The 15,550-nt window shown below is 43.0% G+C and carries 16 protein-coding genes and 1 pseudogene; 4 read left to right on the plus strand and 13 right to left on the minus strand.

What is annotated here, in order from left to right; genetic code table 11:
* Nucleotides 1-210 precede the first annotated feature (210 nt).
* From TM_RS05055 to TM_RS05110, 13 genes and pseudogenes are all read right to left on the minus strand, one after another.
* Nucleotides 211-4,080, minus strand: a complete 3,870-nt coding sequence (locus tag TM_RS05055) for a hypothetical protein (protein WP_004080565.1) — start codon at nucleotides 4,078-4,080, stop codon at nucleotides 211-213.
* A gap of 291 nt (nucleotides 4,081-4,371) precedes the next feature.
* Nucleotides 4,372-4,693, minus strand: a pseudogene (locus TM_RS05060) (zinc ribbon domain-containing protein); the annotation flags it as partial.
* Complete coding sequence (locus tag TM_RS05065; protein ID WP_227738390.1) at nucleotides 4,693-4,944, minus strand: hypothetical protein; 252 nt, start codon at nucleotides 4,942-4,944, stop codon at nucleotides 4,693-4,695. The gene TM_RS05065 and the pseudogene TM_RS05060, both read right to left, overlap by 1 nt.
* A gap of 506 nt (nucleotides 4,945-5,450) precedes the next feature.
* Complete coding sequence (locus TM_RS05070; RefSeq protein ID WP_004080561.1) at nucleotides 5,451-5,693, minus strand: thioredoxin family protein; 243 nt, start codon at nucleotides 5,691-5,693, stop codon at nucleotides 5,451-5,453.
* Nucleotides 5,694-5,706: 13 nt separating this feature from the next.
* The gene (locus TM_RS05075; protein WP_004080558.1) at nucleotides 5,707-6,795 is read right to left on the minus strand and encodes a permease; all 1,089 of its coding nucleotides are present in this window, start codon (nucleotides 6,793-6,795) and stop codon (nucleotides 5,707-5,709) included.
* 5 nt (nucleotides 6,796-6,800) lie between these two features.
* Nucleotides 6,801-7,127, minus strand: coding sequence for an ArsR/SmtB family transcription factor (locus TM_RS05080; protein WP_004080556.1), 327 nt, complete (start codon nucleotides 7,125-7,127; stop codon nucleotides 6,801-6,803).
* Nucleotides 7,128-7,315: 188 nt separating this feature from the next.
* Nucleotides 7,316-7,714 carry a HEPN domain-containing protein gene (locus tag TM_RS05085; RefSeq protein WP_004080552.1) on the minus strand — a complete coding sequence of 133 codons (399 nt, stop codon included), beginning with the start codon at nucleotides 7,712-7,714 and terminating at the stop codon, nucleotides 7,316-7,318.
* Entirely contained in the window at nucleotides 7,711-8,022 is a 312-nt protein-coding gene (locus TM_RS05090; protein ID WP_004080550.1) for a nucleotidyltransferase domain-containing protein, read from the minus strand. The genes TM_RS05085 and TM_RS05090 overlap by 4 nt, the downstream gene beginning before the upstream one ends.
* A 196-nt stretch (nucleotides 8,023-8,218) precedes the next feature.
* A complete protein-coding gene (locus TM_RS05095; RefSeq protein WP_004080548.1) occupies nucleotides 8,219-8,773 on the minus strand; it encodes a PAS domain-containing protein in 555 nt (184 codons plus the stop codon).
* Nucleotides 8,770-9,561, minus strand: coding sequence for an RNA-guided endonuclease InsQ/TnpB family protein (locus TM_RS09660; RefSeq protein WP_015920032.1), 792 nt, complete (start codon nucleotides 9,559-9,561; stop codon nucleotides 8,770-8,772). The genes TM_RS05095 and TM_RS09660 overlap by 4 nt, the downstream gene beginning before the upstream one ends.
* Nucleotides 9,558-9,998, minus strand: a complete 441-nt coding sequence (locus tag TM_RS09665) for a transposase (protein WP_004080544.1) — start codon at nucleotides 9,996-9,998, stop codon at nucleotides 9,558-9,560. The genes TM_RS09660 and TM_RS09665 overlap by 4 nt, the downstream gene beginning before the upstream one ends.
* A gap of 30 nt (nucleotides 9,999-10,028) precedes the next feature.
* Complete coding sequence (locus TM_RS05105; protein ID WP_004080542.1) at nucleotides 10,029-10,892, minus strand: DUF438 domain-containing protein; 864 nt, start codon at nucleotides 10,890-10,892, stop codon at nucleotides 10,029-10,031.
* A gap of 80 nt (nucleotides 10,893-10,972) precedes the next feature.
* The gene (locus tag TM_RS05110) at nucleotides 10,973-11,872 is read right to left on the minus strand and encodes an AraC family transcriptional regulator (protein WP_004080540.1); all 900 of its coding nucleotides are present in this window, start codon (nucleotides 11,870-11,872) and stop codon (nucleotides 10,973-10,975) included.
* Nucleotides 11,873-12,000: 128 nt separating this feature from the next.
* On the opposite strand from TM_RS05110, the gene TM_RS05115 reads away from it, so the two are divergent.
* The 4 genes from TM_RS05115 (at nucleotide 12,001) to TM_RS05130 (ending at nucleotide 15,544) form a co-directional block, all read left to right on the plus strand.
* A complete protein-coding gene (locus TM_RS05115) occupies nucleotides 12,001-13,002 on the plus strand; it encodes an aldo/keto reductase (RefSeq protein WP_010865241.1) in 1,002 nt (333 codons plus the stop codon).
* Nucleotides 13,003-13,013: 11 nt separating this feature from the next.
* The gene (locus TM_RS05120; protein WP_244261680.1) at nucleotides 13,014-13,961 is read left to right on the plus strand and encodes an MFS transporter; all 948 of its coding nucleotides are present in this window, start codon (nucleotides 13,014-13,016) and stop codon (nucleotides 13,959-13,961) included.
* Nucleotides 13,962-14,235: 274 nt separating this feature from the next.
* Nucleotides 14,236-15,096: an aldo/keto reductase gene (locus TM_RS05125; protein ID WP_004080532.1), complete on the plus strand. Its 861-nt coding sequence runs from the start codon at nucleotides 14,236-14,238 to the stop codon at nucleotides 15,094-15,096.
* A 40-nt stretch (nucleotides 15,097-15,136) separates the two neighbouring features.
* Nucleotides 15,137-15,544, plus strand: a complete 408-nt coding sequence (locus TM_RS05130) for a cupin domain-containing protein (RefSeq protein ID WP_004080530.1) — start codon at nucleotides 15,137-15,139, stop codon at nucleotides 15,542-15,544.
* Nucleotides 15,545-15,550: the final 6 nt, after the last annotated feature.

Genomic DNA, 15,550 nt, shown 5'->3' on the forward strand with positions numbered 1-15,550 from the left:
ACCCCCCTCAATGGAATATGATTCCTGACTCGTATCCTGTAGCAGGAGAACCTGCGCTTTTTCAGGAGAATTCATGTAGCAAACCTTAAATTGCCTTGCTCCATACTTTTCATGTTCCTGTTCATTTCAATTTCTCATCTTTTCTTATCCAGTCTTCCACATCATCCTCTTCAAATCCAAGAATTCTTTGCACAACAATATTAGTTTGTCTTATTCAATTTCACAAATCTGCACTCCATAATCAAATGGCTCAGTGTGATGCATCCATAAAAGCAAAACAATATTTCCACGCAAGGGATATATTCCACTCAGAACGTTTGCTCCCTGTTCACTTTCGTTACCTTTCCACAGCGTGATTTTTTCAGACGTGCTCAGGTTTTGAGCAATAACTTCAAGAGAATTTCCATAAACAATCCATTTTCCACCTGGCAAAAGAGCGCAGACATAGTTTTCCAGCGTGACATCATACGTTTTAAGTGTTTTACTCTCAACATCGTAGATATTCATTTTTGAGTTCTGATCTTTGAAGAAAACGGAATCTGTTCCTGGCACCCACTGTAAAATACTTTTGTCATATGTGGTTCCAATTTGCTCTATCTTGGCATCACTAACTCTCAACACATGAATGGCATCACCATTTGAAGTTAATCTACTTGCAAGGATATATTCCCCTGAGGGGCTGAAACTGTGTAGTATAAAACCCATTCCCTGAATAGTTGTAACTGGTTTTTCTTTGTAGCTACCAGATTCATCGATTTCAAAGCCTTCACCATTGTACGCGTAGAAGTACACTTCATCTTCTGATATCCATTCGAAGTTGTAATCCCTTGAGAGAGTCGCTTTTACAGGTTCGGGCAGAGAAAACTCTTCCAGGGTCTTCGTCTCTATGTTGTATAGACTAAACCCGGTTTGACGCTCAATTAGTAGTTTTTTGCCATCAGGTGAAAGGCTGAATCTATGGGTGGGATACCCATCCTGCATGACGTTCAGCCATACAAGATCTCCAAAAATTATCCTCTCTGGCTTTTCAATCGAAGGAAAACTGCTTGCATTTCCCTCAACAGCTTGACCTACCTTTTCTTCAGGAACACTAATGCTTTCTATCCTGCGTTTCAAATCCCACCACCTTGATGAACGCCAGCTGGTGCATTCAAAACCGTAACTTTGGAATGCTTCGATTGCCTTTTTTTCCGCTTCAGTAAGTAATTCTGTAAGAGCTTCTTTCTTCGTAAGAGTTGTGAATCCCCCTGCTTTTTCAATAGATTCTACTTCGATTTCAACCTTATCCAGATAAGTATTCAGAACTCTGTCTGCTTCATTGGTTGCCTTTACACGTTCTTCAGCGTCTTTGATAAACTTTTCGAATCTTTGGCAAAGGTTGAGGGCTTTTTCGAGATCTCCACCAATAACTCCCATTATGTCTGGATCGTCAAGTATCAAAAGAAAAGATATTCCTCCTATCTGTGTGGAGATTCCTTTCCACAAATATGAGTTGTCATCCGATCTATAGTAATCCAGTATTAGAGCCTTCAGATCGTGAGAGTAGTCATGAAGAGAAGCCTTTTCATACTCTTCTATTACCTGAGAAGCACTCTTTTTAAGGCTCTTATTCTCTTCAATCATCGAATTTATATAACTGGAATACTCTTTCGATGGTTCAAGATTTAACATTTCTACACCAGCTGAGCTTATTCTGTAAAGATCTGAGGACATAACTTCCAACATATCGCGCATCTCAATCCAGTGTTCATACATTGAATCCACAGCTTCGGTGGTTTGGGAGATTCTTTTTAATTCATTCCGGGCCTCATCTGGAGTTATCTTCTGTTTCCACATATCTTTTATTGTGAAGGCCATTTGTTCGATCCTGTCTTCCCATTTTTCCAGATAGCTCGATTTTAGAGAGTCGAAACTATCGACAACAACCTGAAACGTTTCCTGGAATATTTTCACTTTTTCTCTTAGAAACGCCAAATAGACCTCAAGATACCGCTTCGTCATTTCGTTTTTCAATTCCGTCATGTACACCCATTGAGATATTGTAGTTTTCCATTCGAGTGTTTTTTCCAATCTCTGTAGTAAAGAACTTTTGAATTCCTCAATCAACATCGCATTTTTTGAATATGAAACTAAGCCATCTTCATCTGTGTAGCAATACCGAGGGAAGCTCTCATACAAAGCTTTGATTTCCTCAGATAATTTGTCAACCTTTTCAATCAGAGCTCTGGTTAGACGCTCGTCCTCTTGACAAATCGCCAGCAAGTTTTCCAGAATCCACCCGCCGTTCTGTAGCAAGAAAAATGAAGGTGATTTGGAGTTGAGTTCCTTCATGAATGCCTTGCCGATTCCATTAGTAAAACCTTCCATCATTTCTGAAAAGCTACTAAATGCAAACGACCAGACAGCCTGTCCTATTTTCTGCTTGTAGAGTTTCAAAAACTGATTGAATTTTGCCAACAAACTATCCTGTAATAGTTTCATTTCACTTCCTTGATCAAGGGTTTTGACCAGTTGTGATAGCTTTTCCTTGAACAACTGTCGCTGTTTCTCTATCTCCTGATGCTTCAAATAAACAAAATCGTTCAATTGTCTAATGTTTCCTTCGACATCTTTATCCAATTGTTTGAGCTTCTCCGAATATTCGCTTTGGCTGATCGATCCTTTATGGTATTCAGATTCAAGATTGTTGGCAATCGTCTTTTTAGCGGTATTTAATTGACCCGTATAAACGCTTACTATTCGATTGATTTCGTAGTTGTACTCTCCGAGAGTTATCTCATTGTTTTCAAGCTGTCCAAAGGTGTACTCGATTAATCTTTTGGCACTGTTAAGATCTGGCAGTGCATCCCTTAAAGACAAATCGTTCATCTCTTCAATCCTCGTCTCTATGTTCTGTACCGCGCTCACCTTGAGAAAGGGATCCTTTGCCAATACTATTTCCTCCGCTTTTGCTATGACTTCTTGAGGAATAACATCTTCTTCAGATTTTCTTTGTCCTTTTGTCGATCCCTGTTGTGTCTTCTCCCCGACATCGTTGATAGCAGCTTTCTTTGCGGCTTTCTTTTTTGATAGAAAATAAGCTCTGTCGAAGTAACATCTGTTTATCTCGTTTTCATCGTTACCAACTAACTCCCTGATCTGCTTGATAAACACAACCTCATTACTGGCTATATCGTTGAACGTGATCTGAAAATCGACAACATTGTAGTATTTTGTGAACAACTCTACAATCAATGATGGTGTTTCTATAATGTTCTTCAAAATCGATTCAGCGCTTTTCTTAGCAGTTTCTTCTATCACTTTTTCGGCCAGTGCGTTACCTTTGCTGACAATCTCCAATTTTAATCTTTCCGTCAACCTGTCTTTTAATCTATCTTTTAGTTCGTCTGAAGCTTTGGTGAGAACCTCGTCTAAGACTTTCTTTTCCTCTGAAGACTCAAAAGGTTCGACAAAATACGTTTTCCACCAGTACTGAGCAATTTTTTCAGTGGCACCATAATTTGCTTTGCAGTAATCAATAAACGTTATTTTGTACGTTGAATCTATCAGTTGAAGAATCGCATTTTTTATTACTCCACCGAAATCCCCTTCAAGTAACGGTTTTAAAATCTCTTTCCAGTTCTTCAAAACATCGTCTATTATCTTATTCGCTGTCTTCAAAGAATTTTTCAACGTTTCCGATGCAAGGTAGTCTATGGAGTTATACAAATTAGATTCAATTAAAGCGATAAATTGCTTGTTTTCCCGCAAACGAGCTTCTTGATATGCGAGCTGAAGTTTTAAGATCTCTTCATTAGAAGCCCCTTCTCTTCTTGCTTCTTGAACCTTTCGAATAGCCTCTTGGCTTTCTTTCTGATATCTGGCCAGAAGCGGGTCGTTTGAATAAAGCGTCTCTAAGAAAAAATCGCTTCCTGATTTGAACAATCCGTTGTATCCGACAATGTTTTGAATTGCTTTCAAATAGCTTTTATTCAGTTCGCTAATGGTGTTTAAGCGATACCGCAAAGCGTCGCTATCGTTTGAAAACACGCACAGATAAAATGTCAACAGAATAGCTACTACCACAGCAAGTTTTTTCATTATTAATCCCTCCAAAGTTCAGAATTCCTACCATTATAGCATTTGTTCTACGAAAGATACAAATAAGTTTTCACAATCTATGAAATTTTTCACACGTGTAGAAAAATCGATTGCAATAAAGAAGCTGGAAACACATATCCTCTCAGAAAATCTGTGTATTAACGGATAAAAAACTCAAAGGGAGATCAGAGTCCCTATGTATCTAACAGCGAGCGCTTTTACAGATTCAAGGAATTGAAAGAAGTCGACCTCCTTCCAATCCCCTGAAGAGGATGGGACTTTTGGTAGCTCTCAGGCCACCTTCCATGGAGTCAAAGATGCTCCATGACCACAGAAGTGAGGGTGGAACCTCACACCTCTGACGGGGGCCAAGCTCGCTACTACCTGGCCTGTGCCAGGATACCTTTTCCAGATGTTAATTGCTCCTACTCCGTCCCCGTGATACTCAAAATCACAGGCTTTGCAGTGGTATCTTCTTACGATTGGCTTATTCCTTTCACCACAGATGGGACACGTCTTGCTTGTGTTCACTTCCGGGATAATTCATCCCGATTAGCTTTCTGAACTGTCGTCGGTGGATTTTCTGGGTCGCGTTGTCTTTTAGTTGACTCTTCAAAGGGAAGGTGTTGGGTACATCCTCACCTCTGTGGCAGGTGTTGGGACAACATCCTTTTGTTCATAGGAATAGATATAAATTGTCCAGAAGTACAGTTCGCCGGAAACTTCTATCATTGGAAGCGAAAAGAAGGTCTTTGTTCCGTCCTGAGTGATTCCCTCTACCGTTAGAGCATAAACATTTTCCACAAAATCTGGTTTGTTGCTCAAACTCCATGGAATGGCCTTGGTGGTCTCGAGTTCGCTCACAGAAACCAAACTGCAACTGGTGATGGTGGAGGGAAATGTAAAATCATAACCCAAGATCTCTCCTGTTCCGAAAACGGTATTTTCGACATCGAAATCGTCTACATCAGATTGTGGAACATGGATGAGCTCTCTCAGGGATACATAGTCGATGTCATTACCCGTTACGATGTTTCTTGCCTGATCGATTAATTCCTGTGCCTTTGTTTTATGCCTTCTTCAGCGATGATGCCTACAACCGCTGTACATCCGGCGAGGACCACAAGAAAGGACAGAAGGACAAGTAACATTTTTCTGCTCATGAAAATCACCTCCCGTATATGGTGCAGTAATTATAACATAATTGTAAATGAATTTAATAGATGATGTCACAGTTTTTTGTTTTGTGAGGTAAGAGCTGTTAAAATGATGTCAGAGATTGAGGAAAACTCTTCAAAAAAGCTTTCAATGAGTTACGATGATAAAAAAGCCGCCTTCTCAGGCGGCTTTGTCGTAAACAGAGTTCTGTCTCAAGCCTGCTGAAGGACCTTTTTGACTTCATCTAGGGATGGAATTTTACCGGAGATGACAACTTTTCCATCCACCGCTACTGCGGGGGTTGCCACGACACCTCTTGAGACAATCTCGTTTATGTCCTGAACCTTTTCAACAACTGCATCGATTCCCAGTTCTTCGATTGCCATTCTCACGATTTTTTCTGTCTGTTTGCACCTCGGACACCCTTTTCCTAGTATCTCCACCTTTTTTGCCATGCTATCCCTCCTTTTAAATTACTCCGTATATCATTCCAAACAGAGTGGAAAAAACAACCACAAGGCCAAAGTAAGTGAAGGCCTTTTTCTTTCCAAGAAGCTTTGTGATAACGATCATGCTTGGCAGGCTGAGGGAATTACCGGCCATGAGAAGAGCAAGGGTTGGACCCTTTGCCATTCCAAGTTCTCTCAGAGCCTGAACTATTGGAACTTCCGTAAGAGTGGCAAAGTACATGAGAGTTCCTATGACGGACGCTACAAGATTTGACAAGAAACTGTTGCTTCCAAGAAGTGCCGTTACCACCTGCTGGGGCAGAAGTCTGGTCAGAACACCTGCGAAGAACACACCGATGAAGAGATATGGCAGTATTTTCTTTGCGAAGTCCCAGGTTTCGTACAGCCAGTTTTCAACGGTGTCTCTTTTGAAACCAAACAAAGCCATGAAAAGTGCGGAGATTCCGAGCAATGTCATCAGGGAATATTTGAGGGTCTGGTTGATACCAAGAGAACTCGTTACCAGAAATCCAAGCTGTATCAGGAAAAATATTATTCCTCTTACGCCGTATTGATCGTCATCGGAAGTGAACGCGAGTCCACCTTCTCCCCTTTCCTGATAGATCATTTCCATGATCAAGCCTATCAGGACAGCTGCTGTTATCGTTGCAATGAGACGGGCAAGTCCCAAATCCCATCCAAGAACTCGGGCTGTCAGAAATATCGCAGCGATGTTTATGGCAGGTCCGGCAAACAAGAAAGTGGTGGCAGGACCTATACCCGCACCTTTTTTGTAGATCCCTCCAAAGAGCGGAAGAATGGTGCAGGAACAGACAGCCAGAATACCACCGGAAATCGCAGCGACAGGATAAGAAATGATCCTTTTTGCGTTTGGACCAAGGAGTTTCAAAACGGCGTCCTTTTTGAGCATTACTGATATCGTTCCGGCGATGAAGAATGCGGGAACAAGACACAGAAGAACGTGTTCACGTGCGTATTCGTGAAGCAGGTAGAATCCGTTCAGAATACTCTGATCGACAATCGGATGCCCGAACGGAACGAAATAGAAAGCCACAAAGATCAGAGCGATCAGGATGAAGGTCGCCAAGTTTCTCACTCCTTATTTGATAGATTTTGTAAAGAGCAGGAGTTAACGGCTTTAACACCATATTCCTTTCTCGCACGTTCGAGAATAGTGATCAGAAAGGGATATTTTTCGAGGAATCTTTCATCGATCGAATAGTAAACGAAGGAATCTTCTCTGCGAGATTTGACAATGCCGTGGTTTTTGAGAACGTGGAGATGCTGTGAGATGTTCGGCTGAGTCGTTCCTATACTTGCCAGTATCTGGCAAACGCACATCTCTTTCTCCAGAAGAAGAGTTAAAATCTTCAGCCTGGTTTCGTTTGAAAGGATATGGAACAACTCGTGAAGCTTCATATAATCACCTTCTTATATAATTGATCACTTATATACTATCAGAAAAGATAAACTTCATCGTTTAGACTGAGCAACGAAGAGAAGACCTGTGAGTTACAAAACGAATAATTGAAAAAAGCACAGGTTCTCCTGCGCTTTTTCAGGAGAATTCATGTAGCAAACCTTAAATTGCCTTGCCTCATATTCTTTCATGCTCGTTTCAAATCCTCTATTAGTTTTTCAATAGCATCCAAGAATCCTTCCGCTTTTCTTATCCAGTCTTTCACGTTCTCCTCCTCAAATTCAACAAGCTCTCCATAGTCTCCTGTCTTTCTATGCTCAAACATGCGATTGTAGAACTTTCCCAGTTCCTTGTTTACTTTTCCAGTTTTTACAAACTCTCTGTTAAAAGCTGCCAGAACACCACTATGTTTGGAAAATGAAAGACCTTTGGCGAGAAGAAGCGCGGAAACTTGATAAAATAAAGCATAATAAATTCTGTTTACTGCGGAATGTAATCTCTCATTTTTTAAAAGCAGTTTCGCGTCGTCAAGACATTCTCTTGCTCTTCTTCTCCAATATTCAATGATTTTTTCCTTTTCGTTCATACGATTATACCTTCTTTTTCAACGTTGACGATGAAAGGAAGGATCTTCCTGTATCTATCCCACTCCTTCTTTGAATAAACGCTTACATCCAGAACAATGTCGTAGTTGAGGTTAAACTCATAAGCGATATCGTAAATGGATTCTTTTACTTTAATATCGACATCTCTATCCAGTATCACGAAAACATCAATGTCCGACTCTTCTCTGGTACTTCCCCTTGCACAAGAACCAAATAGAACAACTTCTACCTCACCGAATTTTTCAGAAACTCTTTTTTTGAATTCCGATAGTATTTGTAGTATTTCCATCATTTCACCACCCCAACACAGTCACAGAAAATCTATTGAATCCAAACTGCTCAAAAGTAGCAGGATTTTGTCAAACAATTCTTGCTCTATGGAAAATGATAACATAACATGGTTTTAAGGTAATGACAGGATTATGCTCACAGCATCAGAAGCAAACCTTGCCTCCGAACCTGAAGGTTTCAGGATTTCCCGAATATTAATTTTCCCAATCGAGGAGCCTCTTTTCTCCTTCGAGTTCTTTTATCCTCGTGATGTCCTGTACCACTTCCAGTGTTCCCAGATAGTTTCCTTCTTTGTCCAGGACCTGGAAATAGCGTATGTGGATCTTTCTGTCACCCATGTTGATCCAGAACTCCGCAGGTTCTTTCCTTCCCTCTTTGAAAGCTTTGAGGATTTTGTTCACGATATGAACGCTCCTTGGGGGATGACAGAACTGGACCGGTCTTCCAAGAACGGTGGGAGCTCTGTGGAAGATCCTGTGACCTCCAGAGAAGAAACGAACTCTGCCGTGTTTATCCACAAAGGTAATATCGAACGGCAACGTTTTGAAAATAGCATTCAGTTCTTCTAAAGATAGATAACCACTTTCTATTTTTATGTCGTTGTCTCGAACCAGCGAATATTCTGTGTCTGGTGTGAGCATTCCGGCAACCCTTTTGATCTCATCGGGAAGTTTCTCATAAGTTTCAGGTGAAACGACGGGATCTATCTCGTCAGCTACCCTCTCCCTGAAGGAGGAGGGCTTGCTCAACCCAAACGGGGAGCATCAGGCCGACTGACATCGGCCCCTAAAAGCTTTTCAAGATTACCCTGCTGGTCTTTGACAAGAACTCTCAGGGCTATGTTGATCGCACCAACTATGTCTGCGTGTTCTTCGTAGCCGCAGTTCTGACATACAAAACGCTCTCCATGGTCTGGTCTGTTTTCTTTCGAGACGTGGCCGCACCTGGGACAGGTTTGCGAGGTGTAGCTGGGGTCGACCTTTTCGGACTGAACTCCGTAGTACAATTTCGCTTTGTACTCTATCTTTTGCTGAAGACTTGCAAACGGCCATTGTTCTGACTGTCTTCTTGCTTCTTTGTCTTTGCCGCGGTAGGTGATTCTGTTAGCTCTGATCTGAGTCAGGTCTTCGAGAACAAACCTGGCACCAGGGTGGCTTGTGATGAGCTTTTTTGCAATGATGTGCAGTACGTTCTCAGTGAACCGTTTCTCTCGCCTGCTGATCCTGGCAAGTTTTCTCTTAGCAGAGCGAGTGCCTTTTGACATGAGTTCAGAGCGAAGACGTTGATAGTGTTGTTTTCTTTGTTTGAACTCTTCAGGAAGGTCTATCAGATACCTGGTGCCTTTGGTCGAGGTGGCAGCAGCAATGTGTCTTTCTCCAACGTCAACACCGAGGATTTCTTTTGGTTGATGTTCCTGAACTTCAAGCGTTACAGGAACAAGCAAGAAGAAGGTTTTGGATGATTTGTCGTAAGTCAGTATTGGATCGCCGATCTTGCCAGACTTGAGGTACTCAAAGTGTTTGGACCAGCCCTTCATCGGGATCCATTTGATTCGACCTTGAAGTGTGGAGAAGCGTGCCACTCTCCGTTGATCTTTTTGAAGCTTGCAGTTCTGTTGTACGTGTATTTGACGATCAAGCTCTTTCGCTTCGGTGGTTTATCCCAGAACTTCTTGACTGCTTTCGAATCGGGTTTTCGACGTTTGAGTTCTTTGAACTGAGCCCAGAGAGTTTTGTACATTGCAGAGACGTCTCTGTTCACATTGATGGCTATTTGAGCGGGAAGGCAAAATTTCTCACGGATGGTGCTGTAGTAAAGCTTATGGAGTTTTTTGACGTTCGTCGATTTGTCCTTGAGGTTTTGTTCGAGCACATAGTTGACGGCGTTTGTGTAAGCCGTCGCAATATCCAGGAACTGCTGTTTTTGGTCCTTGCTGAGTTCGAGTTTGAATCTACAGGTCAGAGTCACAGTCATTTGTTCAATCACCTCATCTATATATTAACACTATTGAATCTGGAGGTGGTACACATGTCTGCTTCCTCCCAATCCCCTAAAGGGGATGGGTCTCCGCAGACAATTTCTGTGAGGAAGGAGAGGTTTCTCAGGAGTTTCCCACTCTTCTGTCACTTCAATCTTGTAGTACCCTATGTCTTTTTCCAGCATCTTTATCGCTTTCCATTCTCCTTCGGTGAGTAACACCTTCAGCGTCGGATAGAGTATGTTGTTTTCTCTGAAGACCATATCTGAGAGCATTCTTGAAAGTTCCAGTGCTTCTTCTTTCAGCCGTTCATCGGATTCTTCTTTCTTCAAAAGATTGAGAAGGAGCCTTATCTTCAATCTGGTCTCATCGTGTTTGGACCAGAGGACTGTTGGAACGGCTGTGATGCCTCTTCTCTCAATGTATGGAAATATCAGCATCTCTTCCCTCGTGTAATGGGTGAGACCTATCCTGTGAAGCTCCGAGACGTGCTGAACGAGCTTTTCATAGAACTGTTTCCTGCGGGGATCGTCTTTTGGAAGAGAGAACATGCTGGAGGCGAGTAAACTCAAAGCTTCCGCATCTTTGAGTATCTGTTTGTTCTCTTCGTAGAGCGTTCTCAACGGGTGCCCATTCGGGAGCTTCTCTATTTCTCTTCCGGCTTCTGATACGGCTCCTCTGAAGAACTCAACATGAAGATCGCACATCTTGATGATGTCTCTTACGTCTATCTCTCCGCTTTTCAGCAGTTCCTGCTCGATGACGGGTATCTCGAACGGAGGAATCTGTGAGAGTAACTCTCCGAATTGTTTTTTCAAAGATTCCACGTCTTCACCTTTGTGGAGTTTTTTCAGCACTTCTTTAAAAAGTTCCACTTTTTCTCTTTCCATAGGAATCTCCCTTCTTTAATTATTCCTACCTAATTATCGATTCCAAGCATATTGTAGCACAGAAGCACCATTATCTGCAATCAATAAAGGATCCTCGTGTAAGGTTCTTCCTTCAGCTTCTTTGCATCCTGTGAAGGAGAGACACCGAAAAATCTTTTGTACTCTCTGCTGAACTGAGAGAGGCTCTCGTATCCCACCTGGTAGGCTGCGGTTGTGACGTCGCTTCCTGCCATGAGAAGCTTCCTTGCCTCGCACAGCCGAAGTTTCTTCTGATACTGAAGAGGAGTCATGCCAGTGAGAATCTTGAAGTTCTGATAAAAAGTCGATACGCTCATTCCCACCATCTCGGCAAGCCTTTTCATATTCACAGATTCATTGAAGTGTTCTTTCAGATAATTCAGTGCTGTTATCACATCGTTCTTTCCAGACAACGCGATCTGAATGAGTCTCGGGCCCTGTTCGCTCACAAGGAGCCTATAGATGATCTCTTTTTTTATCACGGGAAGGAGTGCGGAAATGTGTTCCGGTTCATCGAGGAGCTCCAGCATCCTTCTGAATGCGTCCAGGAGCTGATGAGTGACTTTTCCCAGTGATGTACCGCGGGATGACGTGATTGGTCTTGTATTGAGCTTTTGTTCAACAACGATTTCCATAAGGATCTCCATGTCTATCTCCCAAGTCATTCCGATATAAGGTTTTTCCTTAGAAGCTTCTATCACCTGAGCAACGACGGGAACATCGAAGGAGTTGAGAAGAAAATTCTCCACGTCGTAAACGTAGTACTCTTCTCCAATGAGAACGCGCTTTGCACCCTGAACAGCGATGCATATCGATGGCGGAAGGATGTAAGTGGAAGGTTCTGTAGGAGACTCCCTCCTGCCCACAGTCAGACCCGGAAGTGGCCTCACCACGGGTTGCTTTTCTGTGAGATGTAAAATCCTTTCAATCAGCTTTCTCCGAACGTAATCGAATTCATCCATGATTTCTTTCATCTCCTTTCTGCTAAAATTTTACCCTTTGATGGAAAATCAGGCAAATATTCGAGAATATCTTTCTAACGTTTGCGGAGTAGATAGCGGTATGTTTTAGAGCGAAAGGAGGGGGAAGTATGGGTATTCCGAAGAGAAAACTCGGAGAGAGAGGACCAGAGGTTTCTGCCATAGGGCTCGGCTGTATGAGAATGAGCTTCGGCCAGAAAAAACTTCCAGACAGAAAAGAGATGATCAAACTCATCAGAACGGCCGTGGAGCTCGGCATCAACTTCTTCGATACCGCAGAAGTTTACGGCCCTTACACAAACGAGGAACTCGTAGGCGAAGCACTCGAACCGTTCAAAGGTGAAGTCGTGATAGCAACGAAGTTTGGTTTTGAGCTGTACGAAGATGGAAGGCCAGGCTGGAAAGGACTGAACAGCAATCCGGAACACATCAAAAAAGCAGTGGAAGGTTCTCTGAGAAGGCTCAGAGTGGAAGCCATAGATATTCTTTACCAGCATAGGGTGGATCCAAACGTTCCAATAGAAGAAGTAGCTGGGGCTGTAAAGGAACTCATAGAAGAGGGTAAGGTGAAACACTTTGGACTTTGCGAAGCTTCTGCCGAAACGATAAGAAGAGCTCATAAAGTCTGTCCTGTTGATGTGGTGCAGTACGAGTACTCCATGTGGTGGAGAAAACCTGAAGAGGAATTACTTCCCACCTGTGAAGAACTTGGAATAGGCTTTGTGGCGTACAGTCCGCTGGGAAAAGGTTTTCTTACAGGAGCGATAGGTGAAAACTCCAAGTTCGATGAGGAAGATAGTCGAAGCAGGATTCCACGCTTTCAGAAAGAGAATTTGAGGGAAAATCTTGCACTCGTAGAACTCCGTAAAACGATCGCTGAGCGAAAGGGTGCGACACCATCACAGATAGCTCTCGCATGGCTTCTTGCACAGAAACCCTGGATAGTTCCCATACCAGGTACAACGAAACTGAGTCATCTTCTGGAAAACATCGGAGGGGCTTTTGTTGAACTCACACCGGAAGAGCTCCAGGAAATAAACGATGCTCTCTCAAGAATAGAAATAAAAGGTAGCAGGTATCCTGAGGATATGGAAAAGATGACGTATCTGTGAGGTAGAGTTTGATGGAAAGAACGGGAATTCTTCTTGGAATATGTCTTGGCCTCACCAGTTTTTCAATACTTCAGGGATCGGTGTTCGGAGCGGTTCTTCCCTCCATTGTGGAAGAATTCGGCGTGGATTGGAGTATCATAGGAGTTGCTATGAGTGTCTGGACGGTCATTTCTGCTCTCTCACCCATGTTATTTGGAAGATTTGTTCATAGATTATATCCAATGAACTCCATGGCTCTGGTCATGATGATGCTCTCTATTCCAACAATTCTTGTTGCTTTCGTGAAAGACTTTTTCTCTTTAAACGTTGTGAAGATAGTGGGGAGCCTGGCTGTTCCCTTCTCTTATCCTCTTGCTGCAAAAGTGGTGGAGATGTATGTGGACTCCAGAAAAAGGGGAATCGCAACTGCCATATACAACACTGGTTCTATGATCGGACTTGCACTCGGATACGCTGTTGTTGCGTTAGCAGGTGGTTATTGGAAAAGATCCATGATCACTGGAGGATTTCTCGGTGTTATTTATGTTCCTGTTGCATACATTCTGTGGAAAAGCTTGCTGGAGTCAAAGGTACAGAGAAAGCCGGAGTGGAACGATTCTCAAAAGAGATCACATGTTTCTTTCAAACGAGTGTTCTCCATCATACTGTGGCTTTCCTTCGGTCATTTTTCTGCTGTTTACACCTGGAATCTCATGTTCAATTGGCTTTCTACTTTCCTTGTTCGTGAGATCCAGCTGGGTTATAGTTTCATAGCCCTTGTGCTTGGAATCATGGCTGTTGTATCGAGCGTAATGGAGGTTTTCGTTGGATTGTGGTCTGACCGGGTGAGAGGAATGCGTGGAAGGTTAATTCCCCTGTATACCGGTTTATTTCCGTCGGCTTTTCTTTTAATACTTTCCACTCTTTCAACCAATCCTCTTCTGACATCCATTCTGGTGGGGTTCTCCATCCTCTTCTGAGACTTTCAACCCCTTCTTTCTGGGCAATATTTGGAGATCTCATTCCGCAGGAACACTTCGAAAAAGCGAGTAGTATCTACGTGGGAGCTGTCCTTCTTTCTGGTATTGCTTCTTCTATTATGAACGGTTACATAGTCTCGTTGACAGGTTCGATGAAGTACGCCATACTCCTTTCGGCTTTTATACTGATTCTTTCTCCGATTTTCTTCACGGTAGCGGGAAAAGTTGGTACGAGAATTTCAGGAGCATGGATCCATCTATAGGAGGTGTTAACATGCAGGTTCCAAAAGTTACTTTGAACAACGGTGTAGAAATGCCTATTCTGGGATACGGAGTTTTCCAGATACCACCAGAAAAGACGGAAGAATGTGTCTATGAGGCTATAAAGGTGGGATACAGACTCATCGACACAGCAGCATCGTACATGAACGAAGAGGGAGTGGGAAGAGCGATAAAACGCGCGATTGACGAAGGAATTGTCAGAAGAGAGGAGCTCTTCGTCACGACCAAACTGTGGGTGTCGGATGTTGGTTACGAATCCACAAAGAAGGCTTTTGAAAAGTCTTTGAAGAAACTGCAACTCGAATACATAGATCTCTATCTAATTCATCAACCTTTTGGAGATGTACACTGTGCCTGGAAAGCTATGGAAGAAATGTACAAAGATGGATTGGTAAGAGCCATAGGTGTGAGCAACTTCTACCCTGATCGGTTGATGGATCTAATGGTTCATCACGAAATTGTTCCCGCGGTGAACCAGATCGAGATACATCCGTTTTATCAGAGACAAGAGGAGATCGAATTCATGAGAAATTACAACATCCAACCTGAAGCTTGGGGTCCTTTCGCTGAGGGAAGAAAAAACATTTTCCAGAACGGAGTGCTCAGATCGATCGCGGAAAAGTACGGCAAAACGGTTGCACAGGTCATTCTGAGATGGCTCACTCAGAAAGGAATCGTTGCCATTCCCAAAACTGTGAGAAGAGAGAGGATGAAAGAAAACATCAGCATCTTCGATTTTGAACTCACACAGGAAGACATGGAAAAGATTGCAACGCTCGATGAAGGGCAGAGTGCGTTCTTCTCCCACAGGGATCCCGAGGTTGTCAAGTGGATTTGTTCACTGAAAAGATGAAAAATCATCGCGTGGACTATTATTGAAAGGAGGTACAACCATGGTGGATGATATCTTTGAAAGGGGTTCTAAAGGTTCGAGCGACTTCTTCACTGGGAACGTCTGGGTGAAGATGTTGGTTACTGACGAAAACGGGGTATTCAACACACAGGTATACGACGTGGTGTTCGAGCCAGGAGCGAGAACACACTGGCACAGCCATCCGGGAGGGCAGATTCTGATCGTGACTCGCGGAAAAGGCTTTTACCAGGAAAGAGGAAAACCCGCTAGAATTTTGAAAAAAGGTGATGTGGTGGAGATACCACCAAACGTGGTTCACTGGCATGGTGCGGCACCCGATGAAGAACTCGTACATATTGGTATCAGTACACAGGTTCACCTCGGTCCTGCTGAGTGGCTTGGATCTGTTACAGAAGAAGAGTATCGGAAAGCCACGGAAGGAAAGTAACGAATT

The sequence above is a fragment of the Thermotoga maritima MSB8 genome (assembly GCF_000008545.1).
GTDB classification, from domain to species: domain Bacteria; phylum Thermotogota; class Thermotogae; order Thermotogales; family Thermotogaceae; genus Thermotoga; species Thermotoga maritima.

Coding starts and splice junctions, on each gene's coding strand:
- TM_RS05055 (WP_004080565.1), bottom strand. CDS start 4,080: ATGAAAAAACTTGCTGTGGTAGTAGCTATTCTGTTGACATTTTATCTG.
- TM_RS05070 (WP_004080561.1), bottom strand. CDS start 5,693: ATGGCAAAAAAGGTGGAGATACTAGGAAAAGGGTGTCCGAGGTGCAAA.
- TM_RS05080 (WP_004080556.1), bottom strand. CDS start 7,127: ATGAAGCTTCACGAGTTGTTCCATATCCTTTCAAACGAAACCAGGCTG.
- TM_RS05085 (WP_004080552.1), bottom strand. CDS start 7,714: ATGAACGAAAAGGAAAAAATCATTGAATATTGGAGAAGAAGAGCAAGA.
- TM_RS05090 (WP_004080550.1), bottom strand. CDS start 8,022: ATGGAAATACTACAAATACTATCGGAATTCAAAAAAAGAGTTTCTGAA.
- TM_RS09660 (WP_015920032.1), bottom strand. CDS start 9,561: ATGAAGGGCTGGTCCAAACACTTTGAGTACCTCAAGTCTGGCAAGATC.
- TM_RS09665 (WP_004080544.1), bottom strand. CDS start 9,998: ATGACTGTGACTCTGACCTGTAGATTCAAACTCGAACTCAGCAAGGAC.
- TM_RS05105 (WP_004080542.1), bottom strand. CDS start 10,892: ATGGAAAGAGAAAAAGTGGAACTTTTTAAAGAAGTGCTGAAAAAACTC.
- TM_RS05110 (WP_004080540.1), bottom strand. CDS start 11,872: ATGGATGAATTCGATTACGTTCGGAGAAAGCTGATTGAAAGGATTTTA.
- TM_RS05115 (WP_010865241.1), top strand. CDS start 12,001: ATGGGTATTCCGAAGAGAAAACTCGGAGAGAGAGGACCAGAGGTTTCT.
- TM_RS05120 (WP_244261680.1), top strand. CDS start 13,014: ATGGAAAGAACGGGAATTCTTCTTGGAATATGTCTTGGCCTCACCAGT.
- TM_RS05125 (WP_004080532.1), top strand. CDS start 14,236: ATGCAGGTTCCAAAAGTTACTTTGAACAACGGTGTAGAAATGCCTATT.
- TM_RS05130 (WP_004080530.1), top strand. CDS start 15,137: ATGGTGGATGATATCTTTGAAAGGGGTTCTAAAGGTTCGAGCGACTTC.